The 19,614-nt window shown below is 67.5% G+C and carries 14 protein-coding genes; 10 read left to right on the top strand and 4 right to left on the bottom strand.

Features of this window, described 5'->3' with window-relative positions; translation table 11 throughout:
* The first annotated feature begins 33 nt into the window (after nucleotides 1-33).
* From sucC to lpdA, 5 genes are all read left to right on the top strand, one after another.
* Nucleotides 34-1,233: an ADP-forming succinate--CoA ligase subunit beta gene (gene sucC / locus K32_RS21165; RefSeq protein WP_201401406.1), complete on the top strand. Its 1,200-nt coding sequence runs from the start codon at nucleotides 34-36 to the stop codon at nucleotides 1,231-1,233.
* On the top strand, nucleotides 1,233-2,117 hold the full coding sequence (gene sucD, locus K32_RS21160; RefSeq protein ID WP_201401405.1) for a succinate--CoA ligase subunit alpha: 885 nt from the start codon (nucleotides 1,233-1,235) through the stop codon (nucleotides 2,115-2,117). The genes sucC and sucD overlap by 1 nt, the downstream gene beginning before the upstream one ends.
* 107 nt (nucleotides 2,118-2,224) lie before the next feature.
* Nucleotides 2,225-5,209 (top strand): 2-oxoglutarate dehydrogenase E1 component, encoded by a 2,985-nt coding sequence (locus K32_RS21155; RefSeq protein WP_201401404.1) that lies wholly within the window; start codon nucleotides 2,225-2,227, stop codon nucleotides 5,207-5,209.
* A gap of 90 nt (nucleotides 5,210-5,299) precedes the next feature.
* Nucleotides 5,300-6,526 carry a 2-oxoglutarate dehydrogenase complex dihydrolipoyllysine-residue succinyltransferase gene (gene odhB / locus K32_RS21150; protein ID WP_201401403.1) on the top strand — a complete coding sequence of 409 codons (1,227 nt, stop codon included), beginning with the start codon at nucleotides 5,300-5,302 and terminating at the stop codon, nucleotides 6,524-6,526.
* 252 nt (nucleotides 6,527-6,778) lie between these two features.
* The gene (gene lpdA, locus K32_RS21145) at nucleotides 6,779-8,182 is read left to right on the top strand and encodes a dihydrolipoyl dehydrogenase (protein WP_201401402.1); all 1,404 of its coding nucleotides are present in this window, start codon (nucleotides 6,779-6,781) and stop codon (nucleotides 8,180-8,182) included.
* A gap of 292 nt (nucleotides 8,183-8,474) precedes the next feature.
* On the opposite strand, the gene K32_RS21140 is transcribed toward lpdA, so the two are convergent.
* On the bottom strand, nucleotides 8,475-9,794 hold the full coding sequence (locus K32_RS21140; protein ID WP_201401401.1) for an MFS transporter: 1,320 nt from the start codon (nucleotides 9,792-9,794) through the stop codon (nucleotides 8,475-8,477).
* Between the two features lie 200 nt (nucleotides 9,795-9,994).
* Between K32_RS21140 and K32_RS21135 the strand changes: the two genes are divergently transcribed.
* Nucleotides 9,995-11,257, top strand: a complete 1,263-nt coding sequence (locus K32_RS21135) for an Hsp70 family protein (RefSeq protein WP_201401400.1) — start codon at nucleotides 9,995-9,997, stop codon at nucleotides 11,255-11,257.
* On the opposite strand, the gene K32_RS21130 is transcribed toward K32_RS21135, so the two are convergent.
* A complete protein-coding gene (locus tag K32_RS21130) occupies nucleotides 11,236-12,099 on the bottom strand; it encodes a helix-turn-helix transcriptional regulator (protein WP_201401399.1) in 864 nt (287 codons plus the stop codon). The genes K32_RS21135 and K32_RS21130 overlap by 22 nt on opposite strands.
* 117 nt (nucleotides 12,100-12,216) lie before the next feature.
* Between K32_RS21130 and K32_RS21125 the strand changes: the two genes are divergently transcribed.
* Nucleotides 12,217-13,026, top strand: a complete 810-nt coding sequence (locus K32_RS21125) for a class I SAM-dependent methyltransferase (RefSeq protein WP_201401398.1) — start codon at nucleotides 12,217-12,219, stop codon at nucleotides 13,024-13,026.
* A 256-nt stretch (nucleotides 13,027-13,282) separates the two neighbouring features.
* Here K32_RS21125 and K32_RS21120 read toward each other — a convergent pair whose 3' ends face one another.
* Both K32_RS21120 and K32_RS21115 read right to left on the bottom strand, forming a co-directional pair.
* The gene (locus K32_RS21120; protein ID WP_201401397.1) at nucleotides 13,283-14,242 is read right to left on the bottom strand and encodes a tyrosine recombinase XerC; all 960 of its coding nucleotides are present in this window, start codon (nucleotides 14,240-14,242) and stop codon (nucleotides 13,283-13,285) included.
* A 490-nt stretch (nucleotides 14,243-14,732) separates the two neighbouring features.
* On the bottom strand, nucleotides 14,733-15,029 hold the full coding sequence (locus K32_RS21115; protein WP_201401396.1) for an antibiotic biosynthesis monooxygenase: 297 nt from the start codon (nucleotides 15,027-15,029) through the stop codon (nucleotides 14,733-14,735).
* A gap of 82 nt (nucleotides 15,030-15,111) precedes the next feature.
* Between K32_RS21115 and K32_RS21110 the strand changes: the two genes are divergently transcribed.
* The 3 genes from K32_RS21110 (at nucleotide 15,112) to atpA (ending at nucleotide 19,583) form a co-directional block, all read left to right on the top strand.
* The gene (locus K32_RS21110; RefSeq protein WP_201404600.1) at nucleotides 15,112-17,280 is read left to right on the top strand and encodes a primosomal protein N'; all 2,169 of its coding nucleotides are present in this window, start codon (nucleotides 15,112-15,114) and stop codon (nucleotides 17,278-17,280) included.
* Between the two features lie 213 nt (nucleotides 17,281-17,493).
* Complete coding sequence (locus K32_RS21105) at nucleotides 17,494-18,054, top strand: F0F1 ATP synthase subunit delta (protein WP_201401395.1); 561 nt, start codon at nucleotides 17,494-17,496, stop codon at nucleotides 18,052-18,054.
* Nucleotides 18,054-19,583 carry a F0F1 ATP synthase subunit alpha gene (atpA, locus tag K32_RS21100; RefSeq protein ID WP_201401394.1) on the top strand — a complete coding sequence of 510 codons (1,530 nt, stop codon included), beginning with the start codon at nucleotides 18,054-18,056 and terminating at the stop codon, nucleotides 19,581-19,583. Before K32_RS21105 ends, atpA begins: the two co-directional genes overlap by 1 nt.
* Nucleotides 19,584-19,614: the final 31 nt, after the last annotated feature.

Below are 19,614 nucleotides of genomic sequence, written 5' to 3'. Positions count from 1 at the left end.
TCAGAGACAGCCCCAAAAGGCGGAACGTCATCTATGAATATTCATGAATATCAGGCGAAGGCGGTGCTGAAGGAATTCGGCGCCCCCGTATCGCGCGGCATCGCCATCTTCACCCCGGAAGAGGCCGAAGCGGCTGCGAAGGAACTGGGTGGCCCGCTCTGGGTCGTCAAGTCGCAGATCCATGCCGGCGGTCGCGGCAAGGGCAAGTTCAAGGAAGCCGCTGCCGGCGAGAAGGGCGGCGTCCGCCTCGCCAAGTCGGTCGACGAGGTCAAGGCCTTCGCCGGCCAGATGCTCGGCAACACGCTGGTGACCATCCAGACCGGCCCGGCCGGCAAGCAGGTCAACCGCCTCTACATCGAGGACGGCTCGGACATCGAGAAGGAGTTCTACCTCTCGCTGCTCGTCGACCGCGAGACCTCGCGTATCGCCTTCGTCGTCTCGACTGAAGGCGGCATGGACATCGAGGAAGTCGCCCATTCGACGCCCGAGAAGATCAAGACCTTCTCCGTCGATCCGGCGACCGGCATCATGCCGCATCACGGCCTGACCGTCGCCAAGGCGCTCGGCCTCTCCGGCCCGCTCGCCAAGCAGGCGAACGACGTCGTCGCCAAGCTCTATACCGCCTTCGTCGCCAAGGACATGGCGATGCTCGAGGTCAACCCGCTGATCGTCACGACCGACGGCAACCTCAAGGTGCTCGACGCCAAGGTGTCGTTCGATTCGAACTCGCTCTACCGTCATCCCGACGTCGTCGCGCTGCGTGACGAGACCGAGGAAGACGCCAAGGAGATCGAGGCGTCGAAGTTCGACCTCGCCTACATCGCGCTCGACGGCTCGATCGGCTGCATGGTCAACGGCGCCGGCCTCGCCATGGCGACGCTGGACATCATCCAGCTCTACGGCGAGAGCCCGGCCAACTTCCTCGACGTCGGCGGCGGCGCTTCCGAGGAGAAGGTCACGGCGGCGTTCAAGATCATCACCTCCGATCCGAAGGTGAAGGGCATCCTCGTCAACATCTTCGGCGGCATCATGAAGTGCGACGTCATCGCGCGCGGCGTCATCGCCGCGGTGAAGACGGTCGGCCTGCAGGTTCCGCTCGTCGTGCGCCTCGAGGGCACCAATGTCGAGCTCGGCAAGCAGATCATCCGCGAGAGCGGCCTGAACGTGATCCCGGCCGACGATCTCGACGACGCTGCCCAGAAGATCGTCAAGGCCGTGAAGGAAGCCGTCTGATGTCCATCCTGATCGACAAGAACACGAAGCTCATCACCCAGGGCTTCACCGGCAAGAACGGCACGTTCCACTCCGAGCAGGCGCTCGCCTACGGCACCAAGGTCGTCGGCGGCACGTCGCCGGGCAAGGGCGGCCAGACCCATCTCGGCCTGCCGGTGTTCGACACCGTCGCCGAGGCGAAGGACGCCACCGGCGCCGACGCCTCCGTGATCTACGTGCCGCCGCCGGGCGCCGCCGACGCGATCTGCGAGGCGATCGACGCCGAGATCCCGCTGATCGTCTGCATCACCGAGGGCATCCCCGTCCTCGACATGGTGCGCGTCAAGCGCTCGCTCGCCGGCTCCAAGTCGCGCCTGATCGGCCCGAACTGCCCCGGCATCGTCACCGCCGACGCCTCGAAGATCGGCATCATGCCGGCCAACATCTTCAAGAAGGGCTCGGTCGGCATCGTCTCGCGCTCCGGCACGCTGACCTATGAGGCCGTGTTCCAGACGACGCAGGAAGGCCTCGGCCAGACGACGGCCGTCGGCATCGGCGGCGATCCGGTCAAGGGAACCGAATTCATCGACGTTTTGGAAATGTTCCTGGCCGATGATGAGACCACGTCGATCGTCATGATCGGTGAAATCGGCGGTTCGGCCGAAGAAGAAGCGGCGCAGTTCCTGGCTGACGAGGCCAAGCGCGGCCGCAAGAAGCCGATGGTCGGTTTCATCGCCGGCCGCACGGCGCCTCCGGGACGTCGCATGGGCCATGCCGGTGCGATCATCTCCGGCGGCAAGGGCGGCGCCGAGGACAAGATCGCGGCGATGGAAGCAGCCGGAATCCGGGTGTCGCCGTCGCCGGCGCGCCTTGGAAAGACCTTGGTTGAGGTCTTGAAGGGCTAAGAGGCAAGACCGACATTCCGACTGCCGGAATGTCGGTTTTTCAACAAGAGCGCGGCGCGTGGCCGCGCGATAAGGGAGAGAGGAGCGCGGCGCTCCTCAACCAGCACATGTCACGCGAGCAAGCCAACGCGGCCTTTGCGACCTCATCCTTTCTGTATGGCGGCAATGCCAGCTATATCGAGGATCTATATGCCCGCTATCAGAGCGATCCCGCTTCGGTCGATCCCGAATGGCAGACGTTCTTTTCAGCGCTGAAGGATGATCCGAAGGCCGTGGTGGCGGAAGCGCGCGGTGCGCCGTGGAAGCGCGCCGACTGGCCGCTGCACGCCAATGGCGAGCTGGTCTCGGCCATGGACGGCAACTGGGGCCAGATCGAGAAGACGGTCACCGACAAGCTGAAGGCCAAGGCGGCGCAGGCCGCCGCGGCGCCGGCCGCCAACGGCCAGGCCGCCGCCCCCGTGCTGTCGGAGGCCGCGATCCAGCAGGCGGCCCGCGATTCGGTCCGCGCGATCATGATGATCCGCGCCTACCGCATGCGCGGCCATCTGCATGCCGATCTCGATCCCTTGCACATCGCCACCGTCGGCGATCACGAGGAGCTGCATCCCTCCTCCTACGGCTTCACCGAGGCCGACTACAGCCGCAAGATCTTCATCGACAACGTCCTCGGGCTCGAATTCGCCACCATCCCCGAGATGCTGGAGATCCTGAAGCGCACCTATTGCTCGACGCTCGGCGTCGAGTTCATGCACATTTCCGATCCGGTCGAGAAGGCCTGGATCCAGGAGCGCATCGAGGGCCCGGACAAGGCGATCACCTTCACGCCGGAAGGCAAGAAGGCGATCCTGAACAAGCTGATCGAGGCCGAGGGCTTCGAGAAGTTCCTCGACGTCAAGTACACCGGCACCAAGCGTTTCGGTCTCGACGGCGCCGAGGGCCTGATCCCCGCGCTCGAGCAGATCATCAAGCGCGGCGGCAATCTCGGCGTGCACGAGATCGTCGTCGGCATGGCGCATCGCGGCCGTCTGAACGTGCTGACGCAGGTGATGGCGAAGCCGCACCGCGCGCTGTTCCACGAGTTCAAGGGCGGCTCCTACGCACCCGACGACGTCGAGGGCTCGGGCGACGTGAAGTACCATCTCGGTGCCTCGTCCGACCGCGAGTTCGACGGCAACAAGGTGCATCTGTCGCTGACCGCCAATCCGTCGCATCTCGAGATCGTCGATCCCGTCGTGCTCGGCAAGGCGCGCGCCAAGCAGGACCTGCACAACGACTACATCCGCACCGGCACGCTGCCGCTGCTGATCCATGGCGACGCGGCCTTTGCCGGCCAGGGCGTCGTGGCGGAGTGCTTCGGCCTGTCGGGCCTGAAGGGCCATCGCACCGGCGGTTCCATCCACTTCATCGTCAACAACCAGATCGGCTTCACGACGAATCCGCGCTTCTCGCGCTCGTCGCCCTATCCGTCCGACGTCGCCAAGATGATCGAGGCGCCGATCTTCCACGTGAACGGCGATGACCCGGAAGCGGTCGTCTTCGCCGCCAAGATCGCGATCGAGTTCCGGCAGAAGTTCCACAAGCCGGTCGTCATCGACATGTTCTGCTACCGTCGCTTCGGTCACAACGAAGGCGACGAGCCGGGCTTCACCCAGCCGCTGATGTACAAGAACATCCGCAGCCATCCGGCGATCGTCGAGATCTATTCGTCGAAGCTGATCGCCGAAGGCCTGATGACGGCCGAGGAAGTCGAGGCGGCCAAGGCTGCCTGGCGCTCGCGCCTCGAGGTCGAGTTCGAAGCCGGCCAGTCCTACAAGCCGAACAAGGCCGACTGGCTCGACGGCGCCTGGGCGGGCCTGAAGGCCGCCGCCGCCGACGACGAGCCGCGCCGCGGCAAGACCGGCGTCGACATCGAGACGCTGAAGGCGCTCGGCGCCAAGCTGACCGACGTGCCGGCGGACTTCCACGTCCACCGCACCGTCCAGCGCTTCCTCGACAACCGCAAGAAGGCGATCGAGACCGGCGCCGGCATCGACTGGGCGACCGCCGAGGCGCTCGCCTTCGCCACCCTCGCCAATGAGGGCCATCCGATCCGCCTGTCGGGTCAGGACGTCGAGCGCGGCACCTTCTCGCAGCGACATTCGGTGCTCTACGACCAGGAGAACGAGGAGCGCTTCATCCCGCTCAACAATCTCCGCGAGGGCCAGGCGCGCTACGAGGTCATCAACTCGATGCTCTCGGAAGAGGCGGTGCTCGGCTTCGAGTACGGCTATTCGCTGTCGGAGCCGAACGCGCTGACGCTCTGGGAAGCGCAGTTCGGCGACTTCGCCAACGGCGCCCAGGTGGTGTTCGACCAGTTCATCTCGTCGGGCGAGCGCAAGTGGCTGCGCATGTCGGGCCTCGTCTGCCTGCTGCCGCACGGCTATGAGGGCCAGGGTCCGGAGCATTCCTCCGCCCGCCTCGAGCGCTTCCTGCAGATGTGCGCGGAAGACAACATGCAGGTCGCCAACGTCACGACGCCGGCGAACTACTTCCACATCCTGCGCCGGCAGCTGAAGCGCGACATCCGCAAGCCGCTGATCCTGATGACGCCGAAGTCGCTGCTGCGCCACAAGCGCGCCGTGTCGACGCTGGCGCAGCTCGGCCCGGATAGTTCGTTCCACCGCCTGCTGTGGGACGATGCCGAGTTCCTGAAGGACGAGCCGATCCAGCTCACCACCGACGAGCGGATGCGCCGCGTCGTGCTCTGCACCGGCAAGGTCTATTACGACCTCTACGAGGAGCGCGAGAAGCGCGGCATCAACGACGTCTACCTGCTGCGTGTGGAACAGCTCTATCCGTTCCCGCTCAAGGCGCTCGTGCAGGAGCTTTCGCGCTTCAAGAACGCCGAGATCGTCTGGTGCCAGGAAGAGCCGAAGAACCAGGGTTCCTGGGCGCATGTCGAGCCCTATCTGGAATGGGTGCTCGGCCAGGTCGGCGGCAAGTCGGCCCGCGCCCGCTACACCGGTCGTCCGGCTTCGGCGGCGACGGCGACGGGCCTGATGTCCAAGCATCTGGCCCAGCTGAACGCCTTCCTCGAAGACGCGCTCGCGTAAATCATCCAGGCCGGCGCGCTCCCCGCGCGCCGGCCGCCTCTCGTTTCATCCAGAACGCCCACCCAAGTTCGAACGGTAAGAGACCAAGCCATGGCAACCGAAATCCGTGTCCCGACCCTCGGCGAGTCCGTGACTGAGGCCACTATTGGACGGTGGTTCAAGAAAGTCGGCGAGACCGTCGCGGTCGACGAGCCGGTTGTCGAGCTCGAAACCGACAAGGTCACGATCGAGGTTCCGTCGCCGGTCGCCGGCGTGATCGAGGCCGTCGCCGCCAAGGATGGCGACACGGTCGGCGTCGGCGCGCTGCTCGGCACCATCGCGGCTTCCGGCGCCGCCGCCGCGCCCGCCAAGGCCGAGGCTCCCAAGGCCGCCGCTCCGGCCGCAGCCCCCGCCGCACCGGCTCCGGCGCCCGCCAAGCCGGTCGCCGCCGACGCCAACGGCCCGGCCGTCGCCAAGCTCGCCGCCGAGAGCGGCGTCGACGTCTCCGCCGTTGCCGGCTCCGGCAAGGACGGCCGCGTCACCAAGGGCGACCTCCTCGGCGCGATCGCTGGCGGCGCTACCGCGCCGGCGCCTGCTGCCCCGGTCCAGGTCCGCGCCCCGGTCTCGGCCGACGACGCCTCGCGCGAAGAGCGCGTCCGCATGACCAAGCTGCGCCAGACGATCGCGCGCCGCCTGAAGGATGCGCAGAACACCGCCGCCATGCTGACGACCTTCAACGAGGTCGACATGGGCGCGGTGATGGCGCTGCGCAGTCAGTACAAGGATCTGTTCGAGAAGAAGCACGGCGTGAAGCTCGGCTTCATGAGCTTCTTCACCAAGGCCGTGATCCAGGCGCTGAAGGAAATCCCGGCCGTCAACGCCGAGATCGACGGCACCGACCTGATCTACAAGAACTACTACAACATCGGCATCGCCGTCGGCACCGATAAGGGCCTCGTCGTTCCGGTCCTGCGCGACGCCGACCAGTTGTCGCTCGCCGGCATCGAGAAGACGATCGCCGGCCTCGGCAAGCGCGCCCGTGACGGCCAGCTCAAGATCGACGAGATGCAGGGCGGCACCTTCACGATCACCAATGGCGGCATCTACGGTTCGCTGATGTCGACGCCGATCCTGAACGCGCCGCAGTCGGGCATTCTCGGCATGCACAAGATCCAGGAGCGGCCGATGGTCGTCGGCGGCAAGATCGAGATCCGCCCGATGATGTATCTGGCGCTCTCCTACGATCACCGCATCGTCGACGGCAAGGAAGCCGTGACCTTCCTGGTGCGCGTCAAGGAGTGCCTCGAGGATCCGCAGCGCCTCGTTCTCGATCTCTGATCGCGAGGACGGAACCAGATGGCTTTCGTCCCCCAACCTCAGGCAGTCCCGGCGCGCTCCCGCGTTCCGGGCGGCCTTCTGGTGGCGGGGGCGGAGGCCCGCGAATTCAGCGCGCCCGTTTCGGGCGCGCTTCTCCATCAAGCCGGCCGGAGCAACGGATAGGCGCATCGCGCGCCGCCGCCACGCCTCCGGCCATTTTCATTTGCGCGGAATGCGCCGCTGGCTAACGCCAAAAATCGTCCGGGAGTCCCCATGTCCTACGATCTCATCGTCATCGGTTCCGGTCCGGGTGGCTATGTCTGCGCCGTCAAGGCAGCGCAGCTCGGCCTGAAGGTCGCCGTCGTCGAGAAGCGGGCCACCTATGGCGGCACCTGCCTCAACATCGGCTGCATCCCGTCCAAGGCGCTGCTGCACGCCTCCGAGCTGTTCGACGAAGTCGGCCATCTCGACGCGTTCGGCATCAAGGTCGCCAAGCCGAAGCTCGATCTGCCCGGCATGCTGGCGCACAAGGATGCGACGGTGAAGTCGAATGTCGACGGCGTCGCCTACCTGTTCAAGAAGAACAAGATTGACGGCCATATCGGCACCGGCTCGATCGCCGCGCCCGGCAAGGTGGTCGTCACCAAGGAAGACGGCAGCACCGAGACGCTGGAGACCAAGGCGATCGTCATCGCCACCGGCTCCGATTCCGCCCCGCTGCCGGGCGTTCCGATCGACGAGAAGCGCGTCGTCACCTCGACCGGCGCGCTCGAGCTTCAGAAGGTCCCGTCCAAGCTGGTCGTCGTCGGCGCCGGCGTCATCGGCCTCGAGCTCGGCTCGGTCTGGCGCCGCCTCGGCGCCGAGGTCGTCGTGGTCGAGTTCCTCGACCGCATCCTGCCCGGCATGGATGGCGAGGTCGCCAAGCAGTTCCAGCGCCTGCTGGAGAAGCAGGGCTTCTCGTTCAAGCTCGGCACCAAGGTCAGCGCCGTCGACACCAGCGGCAAGACGCTGAAGGTGACGGTCGAGCCGGCCAAGGCTGGCGAACCCGCCGCCGAGACGATCGAGGCCGACGTGGTGCTGGTGGCGATCGGCCGCCGTCCCTTCACCGAGGGGCTCGGCCTCGAGGCGGTCGGGGTCGAGCTCGACGAGCGCAAGCGCGTCAAGGTCGATGGCCACTACCAGACCAACGTTCCCGGCATCTACGCGATCGGCGACGTCATCGCCGGCCCGATGCTGGCGCACAAGGCCGAGGACGAAGGCGTCGCGCTCGCCGAGATCCTCGCCGGCCAGGCCGGCCATGTGAACTACGACGCCATTCCCGGCGTCGTCTACACCAGCCCGGAAGTCGCCACCGTCGGCAAGACCGAGGAAGAACTGAAGGCCGCTGGCATCGCCTACAAGGTCGGCAAGTTCCCGTTCTCGGCGAACGGCCGCGCCCGCGCCATGCTGGCCACCGACGGTTTCGTCAAGATCCTGTCGGACGCCGCGACCGATCGCCTGCTCGGCGCCCATATCGTCGGCAAGGGCGCCGGCGAGATGATCCACGAGGCGGTCGTGCTGATGGAGTTCGCGGGTTCCGCCGAGGATCTCGCCCGTTCGACGCACGCGCATCCGACCATGTCGGAATCGATCAAGGAAGCGGCGCTCGCCGCCTGGTTCAAGCCGATCCACATGTGAGTTTTTTCACCTCTCCCATAGGGAGAGGTCGACGGCCGCAGGCCGGCGGGTGAGGGGATACGCCCTCACCGGAAGACGGACGGTGATCCCAAAGAAAAAGCCGGCGCCTGGTGCGCCGGCTTTTTTGTTTGGTTGGTCGCAGAAAGACCCTCACCCAACCCTCTCCCGCAAGCGGGCGAGGGCTTTTCGGCCGGCGGCCTTCATGGATCGGGAAGCTGTCACCCGCGACCCAGCGGGCTCAGGCGTACTCCCTCTCCCGCGTGCGGGAGAGGGTTGGGGTGAGGGCCTCGCCTCAGGTGAGCGGTTTCTGCTTGGTCTCGACGTCGATCGCCCAGGTGGCGAGGGCGCCGAGGAGCAGGATCACGGCGAACAGGCCGAGCGCCACGTTGAAGGAATAAGCGACGACGGCGCCGACCAGCGTCGGCGCCAGCAGGCCGCCGAGGCGCGCCATGGCGCCGGCGAGGCCCATGCCGCTGGCGCGCAGCGGGGTCGGGTAGAGCTCCGGCGTGAAGGCGTAGAGGGCGCCCCAGGTGCCGAGCAGCGCGAAGCTCATCAGCATCATCGCCGCGCCGATCCAGACCGGGTCGGCCAGCACGGCATAGAGGAAGCAGCCGGCGGCCGAGAGCAGCAGGAAGGCGATCAGGGTCGGCTTGCGGCCCCAGCTTTCGACGCCCCAGGCGGCGAGCGCGTAGCCCGGGATCTGCGCCAGCGCCAGCAGCACCAGGAAGCCGTAGCCGCGCAGATAGCCATAGCCTTCGCCGCCGGAGACCAGCTTGCCGGGCAGCCAGACGAAGATGCCGTAATATGAGATCGACACCAGCAGCCAGGCGGCGAGGATCAGCCAGGAGCGGCGGGCATAAGGGCCGGCGAAGATCGCCGACAGCGGCAGGCGCGGCTCGCGCGTTTCGGTCAGACGGCCGGCAAGCACGGGCTTGCCATTGGTGGTGGCGATCTGGTCGAGCACCTTCTTCGCCTCGTCCGGGCGGCCGGTGCGGAGCAGATAGAAGGGCGATTCCGGCACCCAGAAGCGCAGCGCCAGGCCGATCAGCGCCGGCAGCGCCGTGATGACGAAGATGAAGCGCCAGGCGTCGCCCATCTCGTTCGCGGCGGCGTACCAGGCGGCGAGCGCGACGATCACCGTGCCGACGGCCCAGAAGCCCTCCAGGCCGACGAGCCAGCGGCCGCGCCGGTTGGCAGGCAGGAACTCCGCCATCATGGCGTAGTCGACCGGCAGCGTGCCGCCGACGGCGAGGCCTGTCAGGAAGCGGAACACCAGGAGCATGGTGAAGTCGGAGGCGAAGGCCGAGGCGAGGCCGAACAGCGCATCCATCAGCACGGTGATGATCAGGAGATTGCGGCGGCCGATGCGGTCGGCGAGGCGGCCGAAGCCGGCGGCGCCGATCAGCATGCCGACGAAGAAGATCGTGCCGGTCTGCAGCGCGACGGGCAGGCTCAATCCGAAGCTCTTGGCGATCGACGGCGCCGTGAAGCCGATCGACAGCACCTGCATGGCGTCGGCCGTCCAGACGAGACCGAAGATCAGGAACAGGCGGCGCTGGAAGGCGCCCGTCCCGGCGGCGTTCAGCCCCTCGTCGATGGTTAGATTGCGCATCGTCACTCCCCGTCTCCCGGCGTCGCGAATCGACACCCCCTCCGACGCTGCGTCAATCCGACATGCAATCCAGGCGACCAAATCAACATTGGTTTCATCGTGAAAGATCATGCTGCACTGCGGCGTTTTTCTGGGGCCGCGGCCTTGATCGCGGCGCGCCGACCCCTTAACCAGACCGGCCCTTCACGGAGTTCTCGATCATGACAGCCTGCGGCCTCGACTTCGGCACGTCCAACACCACGCTTGGCGTGTCCTCCGCCGACGGCCCGGCGCTGATCGCCCTCGAGGGCTCGAGCGTGACGATCCCGAGCGCGATCTTCTACACGCCGAATGGGGCGGAGCCCGCCGTCGGCCGCGCCGCCATCCGCGCCTATGTCGAGGGGACCAACGGCCGGCTGATGCGCAGCCTGAAGTCGGTGCTCGGCAGCTCGCTGATCAACGAATCGACCGCCATCGGTCGCGGCCGCGTCTCGTTTCGCGACGTGATCTCGCAGTATGTTTCGATCATCAAGCAGCGCGCCGAAACGGTGTCAGGCCTTGCGATTGACGCCGTCGTGCATGGCCGTCCCGTGCATTTCGTCGACAGCGATCCGGATGGCGACCGCAAGGCCGAGGAAGCGCTCGAGGCCATCGCGCAGGAAGTCGGCTTCAAGCACATTTCCTTCCAGTACGAGCCGATCGCGGCGGCGCTCGATTATGAGCGCCAGGTCGGCGACGAGGAGATCGCGCTGATCGCCGATATCGGCGGCGGCACGTCCGACTTCTCCATCGTCCGTCTCGGACCGGAGCGCCGCCACAAGGCCGACCGGCTCGACGACATCCTCGCCAATGACGGTATCCGCATCGGCGGCACGGATTTCGATCATTATCTCTCGATCGGCACGGCGATGCCGCTGCTCGGCTTCGGCTCCGGCATGAAGCGCGCGGGCCTTCCCGTTCCGTCCGGCTACTATCACGACCTCGCCACCTGGTCGTCGATCAACCGGCTCTATGAGAGCGGCATCATGCGGCAGTTGCACGAGGTGCGGCGCGAGGCGCAGCACCCGGAACTGATCGAGCGGCTGATCCATGTCGTCGAGGAGCAGGGCGGCCATCGCCTCGCCATCGACATCGAAGCGACGAAGATCGCGCTTTCGGACGAGCCGAAGGTGGAAGTGCTGCTGAACTGGATCGAAAGCGGCCTCGCCATGACGGTCGATCGCGGCGTGCTGGTCGAGAAGACGCGCGGCCTCGCCGATCGCATCGCGGCGCGGATCGACGACTGCCTGCGCGACGCGGGCCTCGCCCGCGACGCCATCGACGCCGTGTTCCTCACCGGCGGCTCGACCCGGCTCGCCCATGTCCATGCGGCGATCCTCGGCACCGTGCCGGGCGCCCGCGTCGTCGATGGCGACACGTTCGGCTCGGTCGGCACCGGCCTCACCATCGAGGCGGCGACCCGCTACGGCGCTGTCGCGGCCTGATCGTCGCCAAAAAGCGGCGTCAGCAGCACCAGCTTGATGTCGGGATGATGCGCGAGCAGGAAGGTCGCCTGCTCGTAGCGCAGGAAGCCGTCCTCCGGATGGTCGAAGGTGCGCAGGCCGCCCTCGCGGTCGACGACGGCATGCGCTTCCCAGGCCTCGGCGAAGAACGGGCTGGCGCGGGAAAGCTCCTCGACGAGGGCGCGCATTTCCGGCGATTCCAGATGCCGGCTGTAGTCGGCGCGGAACTCCGCCGCGACGCGCCTGGCCCGCGTCTCCCAGTCGTGGATGACATGCCGCGCCGCGGGCACGCGGAAGATGTAGCGCAGCAGATTGTTTTCACATGAAACGGTTTCGTCGCCGGCGGCCGTCGGCTGCGCGCTTGCTGCCGCGTGGAGCCAACCGGTGAAGAGATGCGCGGCGGCGGCGTTCCAGGCGATCGCCGTCCACGACCGGTCGAGCACATAGGCCGGCGTCGGCAGCGCCTCCAGCGTGGCGGCGAGGCCGGCGGGCAGGGCGTCCGCGCCGCTGTTCCCGGCCGCCTGCGGATCGCGCCGGCCGCCCAGATCGAACAGATAGGCGCGCTCGGCCGGCGTCAGCCGCATCACCCGCGCCAGTCGCGCCAGCGCATTGGCCGAGACGGCGATGTCGCGGCCCTGCTCGATCCAGCTCAGCCAGGTGGCGCCGACGCCGGACAATTGCGCCAGCTCCTCGCGACGCAGGCCCGGCGTGCGCCGTCGCCGGCCCGGTTCCAGCCCGAACATGGAGGGTTGCAGACGCTCGCGATGGGCGCGGACGAACTCGCCCAGTTCCTGGCGGCGGACGGTCTCGGTTTCCGGGATCATGGCAGTGTTTATACCAGGATAAACTTGGATCTGGTACGGGTTTATCCGCGCTGGCAATCACGCTTCCGACGGTCGAAGATCTTCACCACCCACCGTTCGACCGCAGGAACCCGCATCATGACCCAATCGTCGCCATCCTCCGCCGAATCTTCCAAACCTGCCGCCAATGCCAGCCACGAGGCGCTGGTCGTGCAGCAGTTCGGCGCGCAGGCCTCCGCCTATGTCGCCAGCGCCGTGCATGCCGCGGGTGACGATCTCGGCCAGATGGTCGCGATCGCAGGCCGGACGCCGGGCGCGACGGCGCTGGATCTCGGCTGCGGCGGCGGCCATGTCAGCTACGGCGTCGCGCCGGTGGTCGGCTCGGTGGTCGCCTATGATCTGTCGGCGGAAATGCTGGCGGCCGTCGCGGCCGAGGCGACGAAGCGCGGCATCGCCAATCTGTCGACGCGGCAGGGCGCGGCCGAGGCCTTGCCCTTCGAGGACGGGTCGTTCGACGTCGTGCTGTCGCGCTATTCGGCGCATCACTGGCAGGATGTCCGCAAGGGCGTTCGCGAGGCGCGCCGTGTGTTGCGTGCCGGCGGTACGGCCGTGATCTCCGACATCATCGCGCCGGAGAGCCCGGTCTGCGACACCTTCCTGCAGACCTTCGAGATGCTGCGCGATCCCTCGCATGTGCGGGACTATTCGACCGCCGAATGGGTGGCGATCGCAGCCGAGGCCGGCTTCGCCGTCACCGGCGTGACCCGCCGCCGCCTGCCGCTCGATTTTGCCGCCTGGGTCGGCCGGATGCGGACGCCCGAGGTGCAGGTCGCGGCGATCCGCGCGCTGCAGGCGGCGATGGCCGAGCCGGTGCGCCGGCATTTCGAGATCGCGGCGGACGGGTCGTTCGTGATCGACCAGGCGGTATTCGAGCTGGTCGCGGTGTAGGCCGACATCCTTCCGGACCGATCAACCGGCTCCGTCATCATCCTGAGGTGCTTCGCGCGAGCGAAGCCTCGAAGGAGGATCCAGCGAGGCACTTTAGCCTCTCGACGGAAAGCCGGTGGAACCTACGCCACTGGAGCGATCCCTGGACCCTCCTTCGAGGCCCGGCTTTGCCGGGCACCTCAGGATGATGGGGGAGGGCGCCCCAAGAAGGGTCTGCCGTGGAGGGAAAGGCGAGACGTTGTCTCGCCGCCGACCCTCAATCCGCCCGGTTGCCGTCCGAGCGCGGGTGCGCGCTTTCGAAGGCGGAGAGCAGGCGCTCCATGTCGACGGCGGTATAGACCTGCGTCGTCGACAGGCTGGCATGGCCGAGCAGCTCCTGGATGGCGCGAAGGTCGCCGCCATTGGCGAGCAGATGCGTCGCGAAGGAGTGCCGCAGCGCATGCGGTGTGGCGCTGTCGGGCAGACCGAGCGCGCCACGCAACCGCGCCATGGCGAGCTGGATGATCCGCGCCTTGAGCGGGCCGCCGCGCACGCCGAGAAACAGCGGGCCGTCCGGCTTCGATTGCGACGGCGCGAGGCGGAGATATTCTGAAACCGCCTCCGCCACGACGGGCAACACCGGCACCAGCCGCGTCTTGCCGCCCTTGCCGGTGACGCGCAGCGTGGCCGTGGCATCGAGCGGCGCCTCGGCGCGGCGAATGCCGAGCGCTTCGGAAATGCGCAGGCCCGAGCCGTAGCAGAGCGCCAGCACGGCGGCGTTGCGCGCCGCCACCCAGGGCTCCTCGTCGAGCTGCTCGTCCGCCTCGACGACCCGGAGCGCCACGGGCGCGGCGATCGGACGGGGCAGGGTTTTGGGCTGGCGCGGCGCGCGCATGGCGCGGAAGGCGGCGCCATTGGCGAGGCCCTCGCGCTCCAGAAAGCCGATGAACGACCGGATGCCGGCCAGCCCGCGCGCCAGCGTCCGCGCACCGGCGCCGGCCGAGCGCCGCGTTGCCATGAAGCCGCGCAGATCCGCCGTGCGCAGGGCGGCGATGTCGGCGACCGTTGGCGGATTGCCGATATGGCCGGTCAGGAAGGACAGGAACTGCTCGAGATCGCGCGAATAGGCTTCCAGCGTCTTCGGCGACAGCCGCTTCTCGCCGCGCAGATGTTCGCCCCACGCCTCGATCTGGTCGAGCGTGTCGCGGGCGGCGATGACGAGCGGCGGTGCGGACATGGATGGATCAAACCGCCGCCATGGTTAGAGAACCCTTAAAGGCATCGCCGGGCGGGGATAGTCTCGCCATCCATCCCCGCTCTCCCGCGCCATGCGATGATCCGCCTGTTCCCGCCCCTGAAGAGGGCGAACCGGTCGTTCCGAGGCGCGGGCGGGAATGCGAAGGCCGAGGCGACAGGTGTAACGAACCATGTCGTCGCGGCGTCGTGGACGCAGGCGCTGGGCCTCGCAAACGCCGGGGTCCGAGGCGGGCCGGGAGCGATCCCGGCGCGTTGGCGGGTGGAAAAGAGAAGCGTAAGCACCCGGAGCCACTGCGACCGTGATGGAGACCTTCGCCGCGCGGGGCCTCGGATCGTCCTGGCGGGCGGTGCGAGCACCGAACTTGTATCCCTTTCGCCGGCAGCCGCTCGCCGTCGGCGGACCGATGCGCCTCGCGCGCCTCTTCACCTCCGCCGGCCATCGCCCGCGGAGCCGAAGGCGTTTGCAGGCGCTACAGCGGCAGCGGGTCGGCGAAATGCAGCACGTCCGGGAACGGCTCGTAGAAATCGTGCAGCAATTCCTTCCAGCGCTGGTAGCGGTCGGAGCGGCGGAAGCCGGGATCGTGATCGATCAGGTTCTCCCAGCGCACCAGCAGCAGATAGGTGCCGGGGTTCTCGACCGACGGCCGCACCTCCAGGCCAAGAAATCCGGGGCTGGCGGCGATCAGCGGCGCGGCTTCGGCCATCGCCGTCTCGAAGGCCGCAAATCGGCCGGGCTTCACCTTGAGAAGGGCATGTTCGAGGATCATGGGGACATCCGCTTGAGTGATGGGCTCGATATGGGTCAAGAACACGCCTGACGCTTCGTCGTTCCGGGGATTCGCATTGGAACTGGGCCGTACCGTGTCCGTGCTGCTGCCGCTGGCGGTGGATGGACCCTATACCTACAAGGTTCCCGCCGGCCTGGATCTGGCGCCGGGCGATGTCGTGCGCGTGCCGCTTGGCCCCCGCGAGATGATCGGTGCCGTCTGGGACGATCCGGTCGATCCCTCCGTCGGCCACAACCGGCTGCGCGCCGTTCTGCATCGCTATGATTCGCCACCGCTTGACCCGACGCTCCGCCGTTTCGTCGACTGGGTGGCATCCTACACGCTGACGCAGCGCGGCATGGTGCTCCGCATGGTGCTGCGGGCGCCGGATGCGCTGGAGCCGCCGCGCGCCGTGCCGGCGCTGAAACTCTCCGGCAAGGCGCCCGACCGCATGACGGCGGCGCGCCAGCGCGTGCTCGACGCGCTCGCCGGCGGCGAGCCGATGCCGAAAAGCGCCGTCGCCGGCTTCGCCGCGGTCTCGTCCAGCGTCGTGAACGGGCTGGTCGAGCAGGGCGTGCTGGAAGCGATCCAGTTGCCGCCCCCGGCCCTGACCCTGCCGCCCGAGCCGGATCACGCGCGTCCGACCTTCGATCCCGGCCAGGCCGACGCAGCCGAACTCCTGCGCGAGGCCGTGGCGGCCAACGCCTACTCGGTGTCGCTGATCGACGGCGTTACCGGCTCGGGCAAGACGGAGGTCTATTTCGAGGCCGTGTCCGAGACGCTGCGGGCCGGCAAGCAGGCGCTGGTTCTGCTGCCGGAAATCGCGCTCACCGGCGATTTCCTCGATCGCTTCGCTCGCCGCTTCGGCCACCGCCCGGCCGAATGGCATTCGGAGATGCAGCCGAGGCTGCGCGAGCGCGTCTGGCGCGGCGTCGCCACCGGCGAGGTGCAGGCCGTCGTCGGCGCCCGCTCGGCGCTGTTCCTCCCGTTTCAGAACCTCGGGCTCGTCGTCGTCGACGAGGAGCACGACACCGCCTACAAGCAGGAGGAGGGCGTCATCTACAACGCCCGCGACATGGCGGTGGTGCGCGGACATCTCGGCGGCTTCCCCGTCGTGCTCGCCTCGGCGACGCCGTCGATCGAGAGCCGGGTCAACGCCGACCAGGGCCGCTATCGGCGCATCGTGCTGTCGGCGCGTTATGCGGCCGCCAAGCTGCCGGAGATCACGCCGGTCGACCTCCGCATCGATCCGCCGGAGCGCGGCGAGTTCCTGGCGCCGTCGCTGATCAAGGCGATCGGCGAGACCATCGGCAACAAGGGCCAGGCGCTGCTCTTCCTGAACCGGCGCGGCTATGCCCCGCTGACGCTCTGCCGAAGCTGCGGCCATCGCTTCCAGTGCCCCAATTGCTCGACCTGGCTGGTCGATCACCGCTTTCGCGGCCAGCTCGTCTGCCATCATTGCGGCCATAGCGAGCGCCGCCCCGACCAGTGCCCGGTCTGCGACGCGGAGGATAGCCTGGTCGCCTGCGGCCCCGGCGTCGAGCGTGTGGCGGAGGAGGTGCAGAAGTACTTCCCGGAGGCGCGTCGCGTGATCCTGTCGAGCGATCTGCTCGGCGGCGTCAAGCGGATGCGCGACGAGCTCGACACCATCCGGAACGGCGGCGCCGACATCATCATCGGCACGCAGCTGGTCGCCAAGGGCCATAACTTCCCGCTTCTGGCGCTGGTCGGCGTCGTCGACGCCGATCTCGGCCTCGCCCATGGCGACCCGCGCGCCGCCGAGCGCACCTTCCAGCTCTTGGCGCAGGTGACGGGCCGCGCCGGACGCGCCGGCGGCGACAGCCGGGCGCTGCTGCAGACCTATGCGCCGGAGCATCCGGTGATCGCAGCGATCGCCTCGGGCGACCGCGAGGCGTTCTATGCCCGCGAGATCGAGGCGCGCCGCGTCGCCGTGCTGCCGCCCTTCGGCCGGCTCGCCGGCATCATCGTCTCGGCCGCCGACCGGGCGACGTCCTACGGCTATGCGATGGCGCTGCGGCGCGCCGCGCCGGAGAGTGGTCCGGTCATGGTGCTCGGCCCCTCCGAGGCGCCGCTCGCCGTGCTGCGCGGCCGCCACCGCTTCCGGTTGCTGGTCCAGGCGCCGCGCGCGGTCGACTTGCAGGGCTTCCTGCGCGACTGGCTCGCCGGGGCGCCGCCGGCGCGCGGCAGTCTCCGTGTGCAGGTCGATATCGATCCGCAAAGCTTCCTCTGAGCGTCCACAGGCTCATCGGCCGGGTTTTCTCGACGATAGAAGCGCCTGCCTGTGTTGCGAGTCGCTGGATGCTGTGCTAACGAACGCGCGGCTTCGGGGAATGCCGTTTTCAACGGCGTCAAACCGTTGAGAAAATCTTCAATACGTTCAAGGCGTTGCGTGCAGCTCCCGGATTAACCCGGAAGTGGGGGCGCGTCACAGAGCGAGGATCAGGTGGCAGAAGACAAAACTCTCGTATCAGGGGTCGCCGAGCGGTATGCGACGGCACTGTTTGATCTGGCCCTCGAGAGCGGCGCGCTCGACGCCGTCGATGCCGATCTGTCTCGTTTTTCGGCCCTTCTGAGCGAGAGCGACGATCTCGTTCGCCTCGTCCAGAGCCCGGTTTTCGCAGCCGACGATCAGCTCCGCGCTGTCACGGCCGTTCTGGCCAAGGCCGGGATCGGCGGTCTCGTCGCCAATTTCGTCAAGGTTGCTGCCAGCAACCGTCGTCTGTTCGCCGTGCCGGGCATGATCGTTGGCTTCCGCCAGCTGCTTGCCAAGCATCGCGGCGAAGTCACCGCCGAGGTGACGAGCGCCGAGGCGCTCACCGATTCCCAGACCGCGGCGCTCAAGGAAGCGCTCAAGGCCCAGATCGGCAAGGACGTCACGCTTACTTCGCATGTCGATCCGGCGTTGATCGGCGGACTGATCGTCAAGGTCGGTAGCCGCATGATCGATACGTCGGTTCGTTCCAAACTCAATTCACTCAAGATCGCCATGAAAGAGGTCGGCTGATGGACATCCGCGCCGCTGAAATCTCCGCAATCCTCAAGGAGCAGATCAAGAATTTCGGCTCCGAGGCTCAGGTTTCCGAAGTCGGACAGGTTCTGTCGGTCGGTGACGGTATCGCCCGCGTCTACGGTCTGGACAACGTCCAGGCCGGCGAGATGGTCGAGTTCCCCGGTGGAACCCGTGGCATGGCCCTGAACCTCGAAACCGACAATGTCGGCGTCGTGATCTTCGGCTCCGACCGTGACATCGCCGAAGGCGACACGGTCAAGCGCACCAACTCCATCGTGGACGTGCCGGTCGGCAAGGGTCTGCTCGGCCGCGTCGTCGACGCGCTCGGCAATCCGATCGACGGCAAGGGCCCGATCGAGTTCACCGAGCGTCGCCGCGTCGACGTCAAGGCTCCGGGCATCATCCCGCGCAAGTCGGTGCATGAGCCGATGCAGACCGGCCTCAAGGCCATCGACGCGATGATCCCGGTCGGCCGTGGCCAGCGCGAGCTGATCATCGGCGATCGCCAGACCGGCAAGACCGCGATCGCGCTCGACACGATCCTGAACCAGAAGTCGATCAACGAAGGCGGCGACGAGTCCAAGAAGCTCTATTGCGTCTACGTCGCGATCGGCCAGAAGCGTTCGACCGTCGCGCAGTTCGTGAAGGTGCTCGAAGAGCGCGGCGCGCTCGAATATTCGATCGTCGTCGCCGCGACCGCTTCCGACCCGGCCCCGATGCAGTACCTGGCTCCGTTCGCCGGCTGCGCCATGGGCGAGTTCTTCCGCGACAACGGCATGCACGCGCTGATCGTTTATGACGATCTGTCGAAGCAGGCCGTCGCCTACCGCCAGATGTCGCTGCTGCTCCGCCGTCCGCCGGGCCGCGAAGCCTACCCGGGCGACGTCTTCTACCTGCATTCCCGCCTGCTCGAGCGCGCTGCCAAGCTCAATGACGACAATGGCAATGGCTCGCTGACGGCTCTGCCGGTCATCGAGACCCAGGCCAACGACGTGTCGGCCTACATCCCGACCAACGTGATCTCGATCACCGACGGCCAGATCTTCCTCGAGACGGACCTGTTCTACCAGGGCATCCGTCCGGCCGTGAACGTCGGTCTCTCGGTGTCGCGCGTCGGCTCGGCCGCCCAGATCAAGGCGATGAAGCAGGTTGCCGGCCCGATCAAGGGCGAGCTGTCGCAGTACCGCGAAATGGCGGCCTTCGCCCAGTTCGGCTCCGACCTCGACGCCACGACGCAGAAGCTGCTCAACCGTGGCTCGCGCCTGACCGAGCTGCTGAAGCAGCCCCAGTTCTCGCCCCTGAAGGTCGAAGAGCAGGTCGCGGTGATCTTCGCCGGCGTGAACGGCTATCTCGACGCCATCCCGGTCAACCAGGTCGGCGCTTTCGAAGCCGGCCTGCTGGCCGCGCTGCGGACCGAGCACAAGGAACTCCTCGCCAGCATCCGCGACAAGCGCGAGCTGAACGACGAGTCCCGCGCCAAGCTCAAGTCCGCCCTGGACAGCTTCGCCAAGACGTTCGCCTGAATCCAGGTCTGAACCGGGTGGCCACGCGCCA

Source organism: Kaistia sp. 32K (assembly GCF_016629525.1).
In the GTDB taxonomy this organism is placed as follows: domain Bacteria; phylum Pseudomonadota; class Alphaproteobacteria; order Rhizobiales; family Kaistiaceae; genus Kaistia.
Note: the sequence above shows the minus strand (reverse complement) of the source record. Positions and strands in the feature narration are given on the sequence as shown.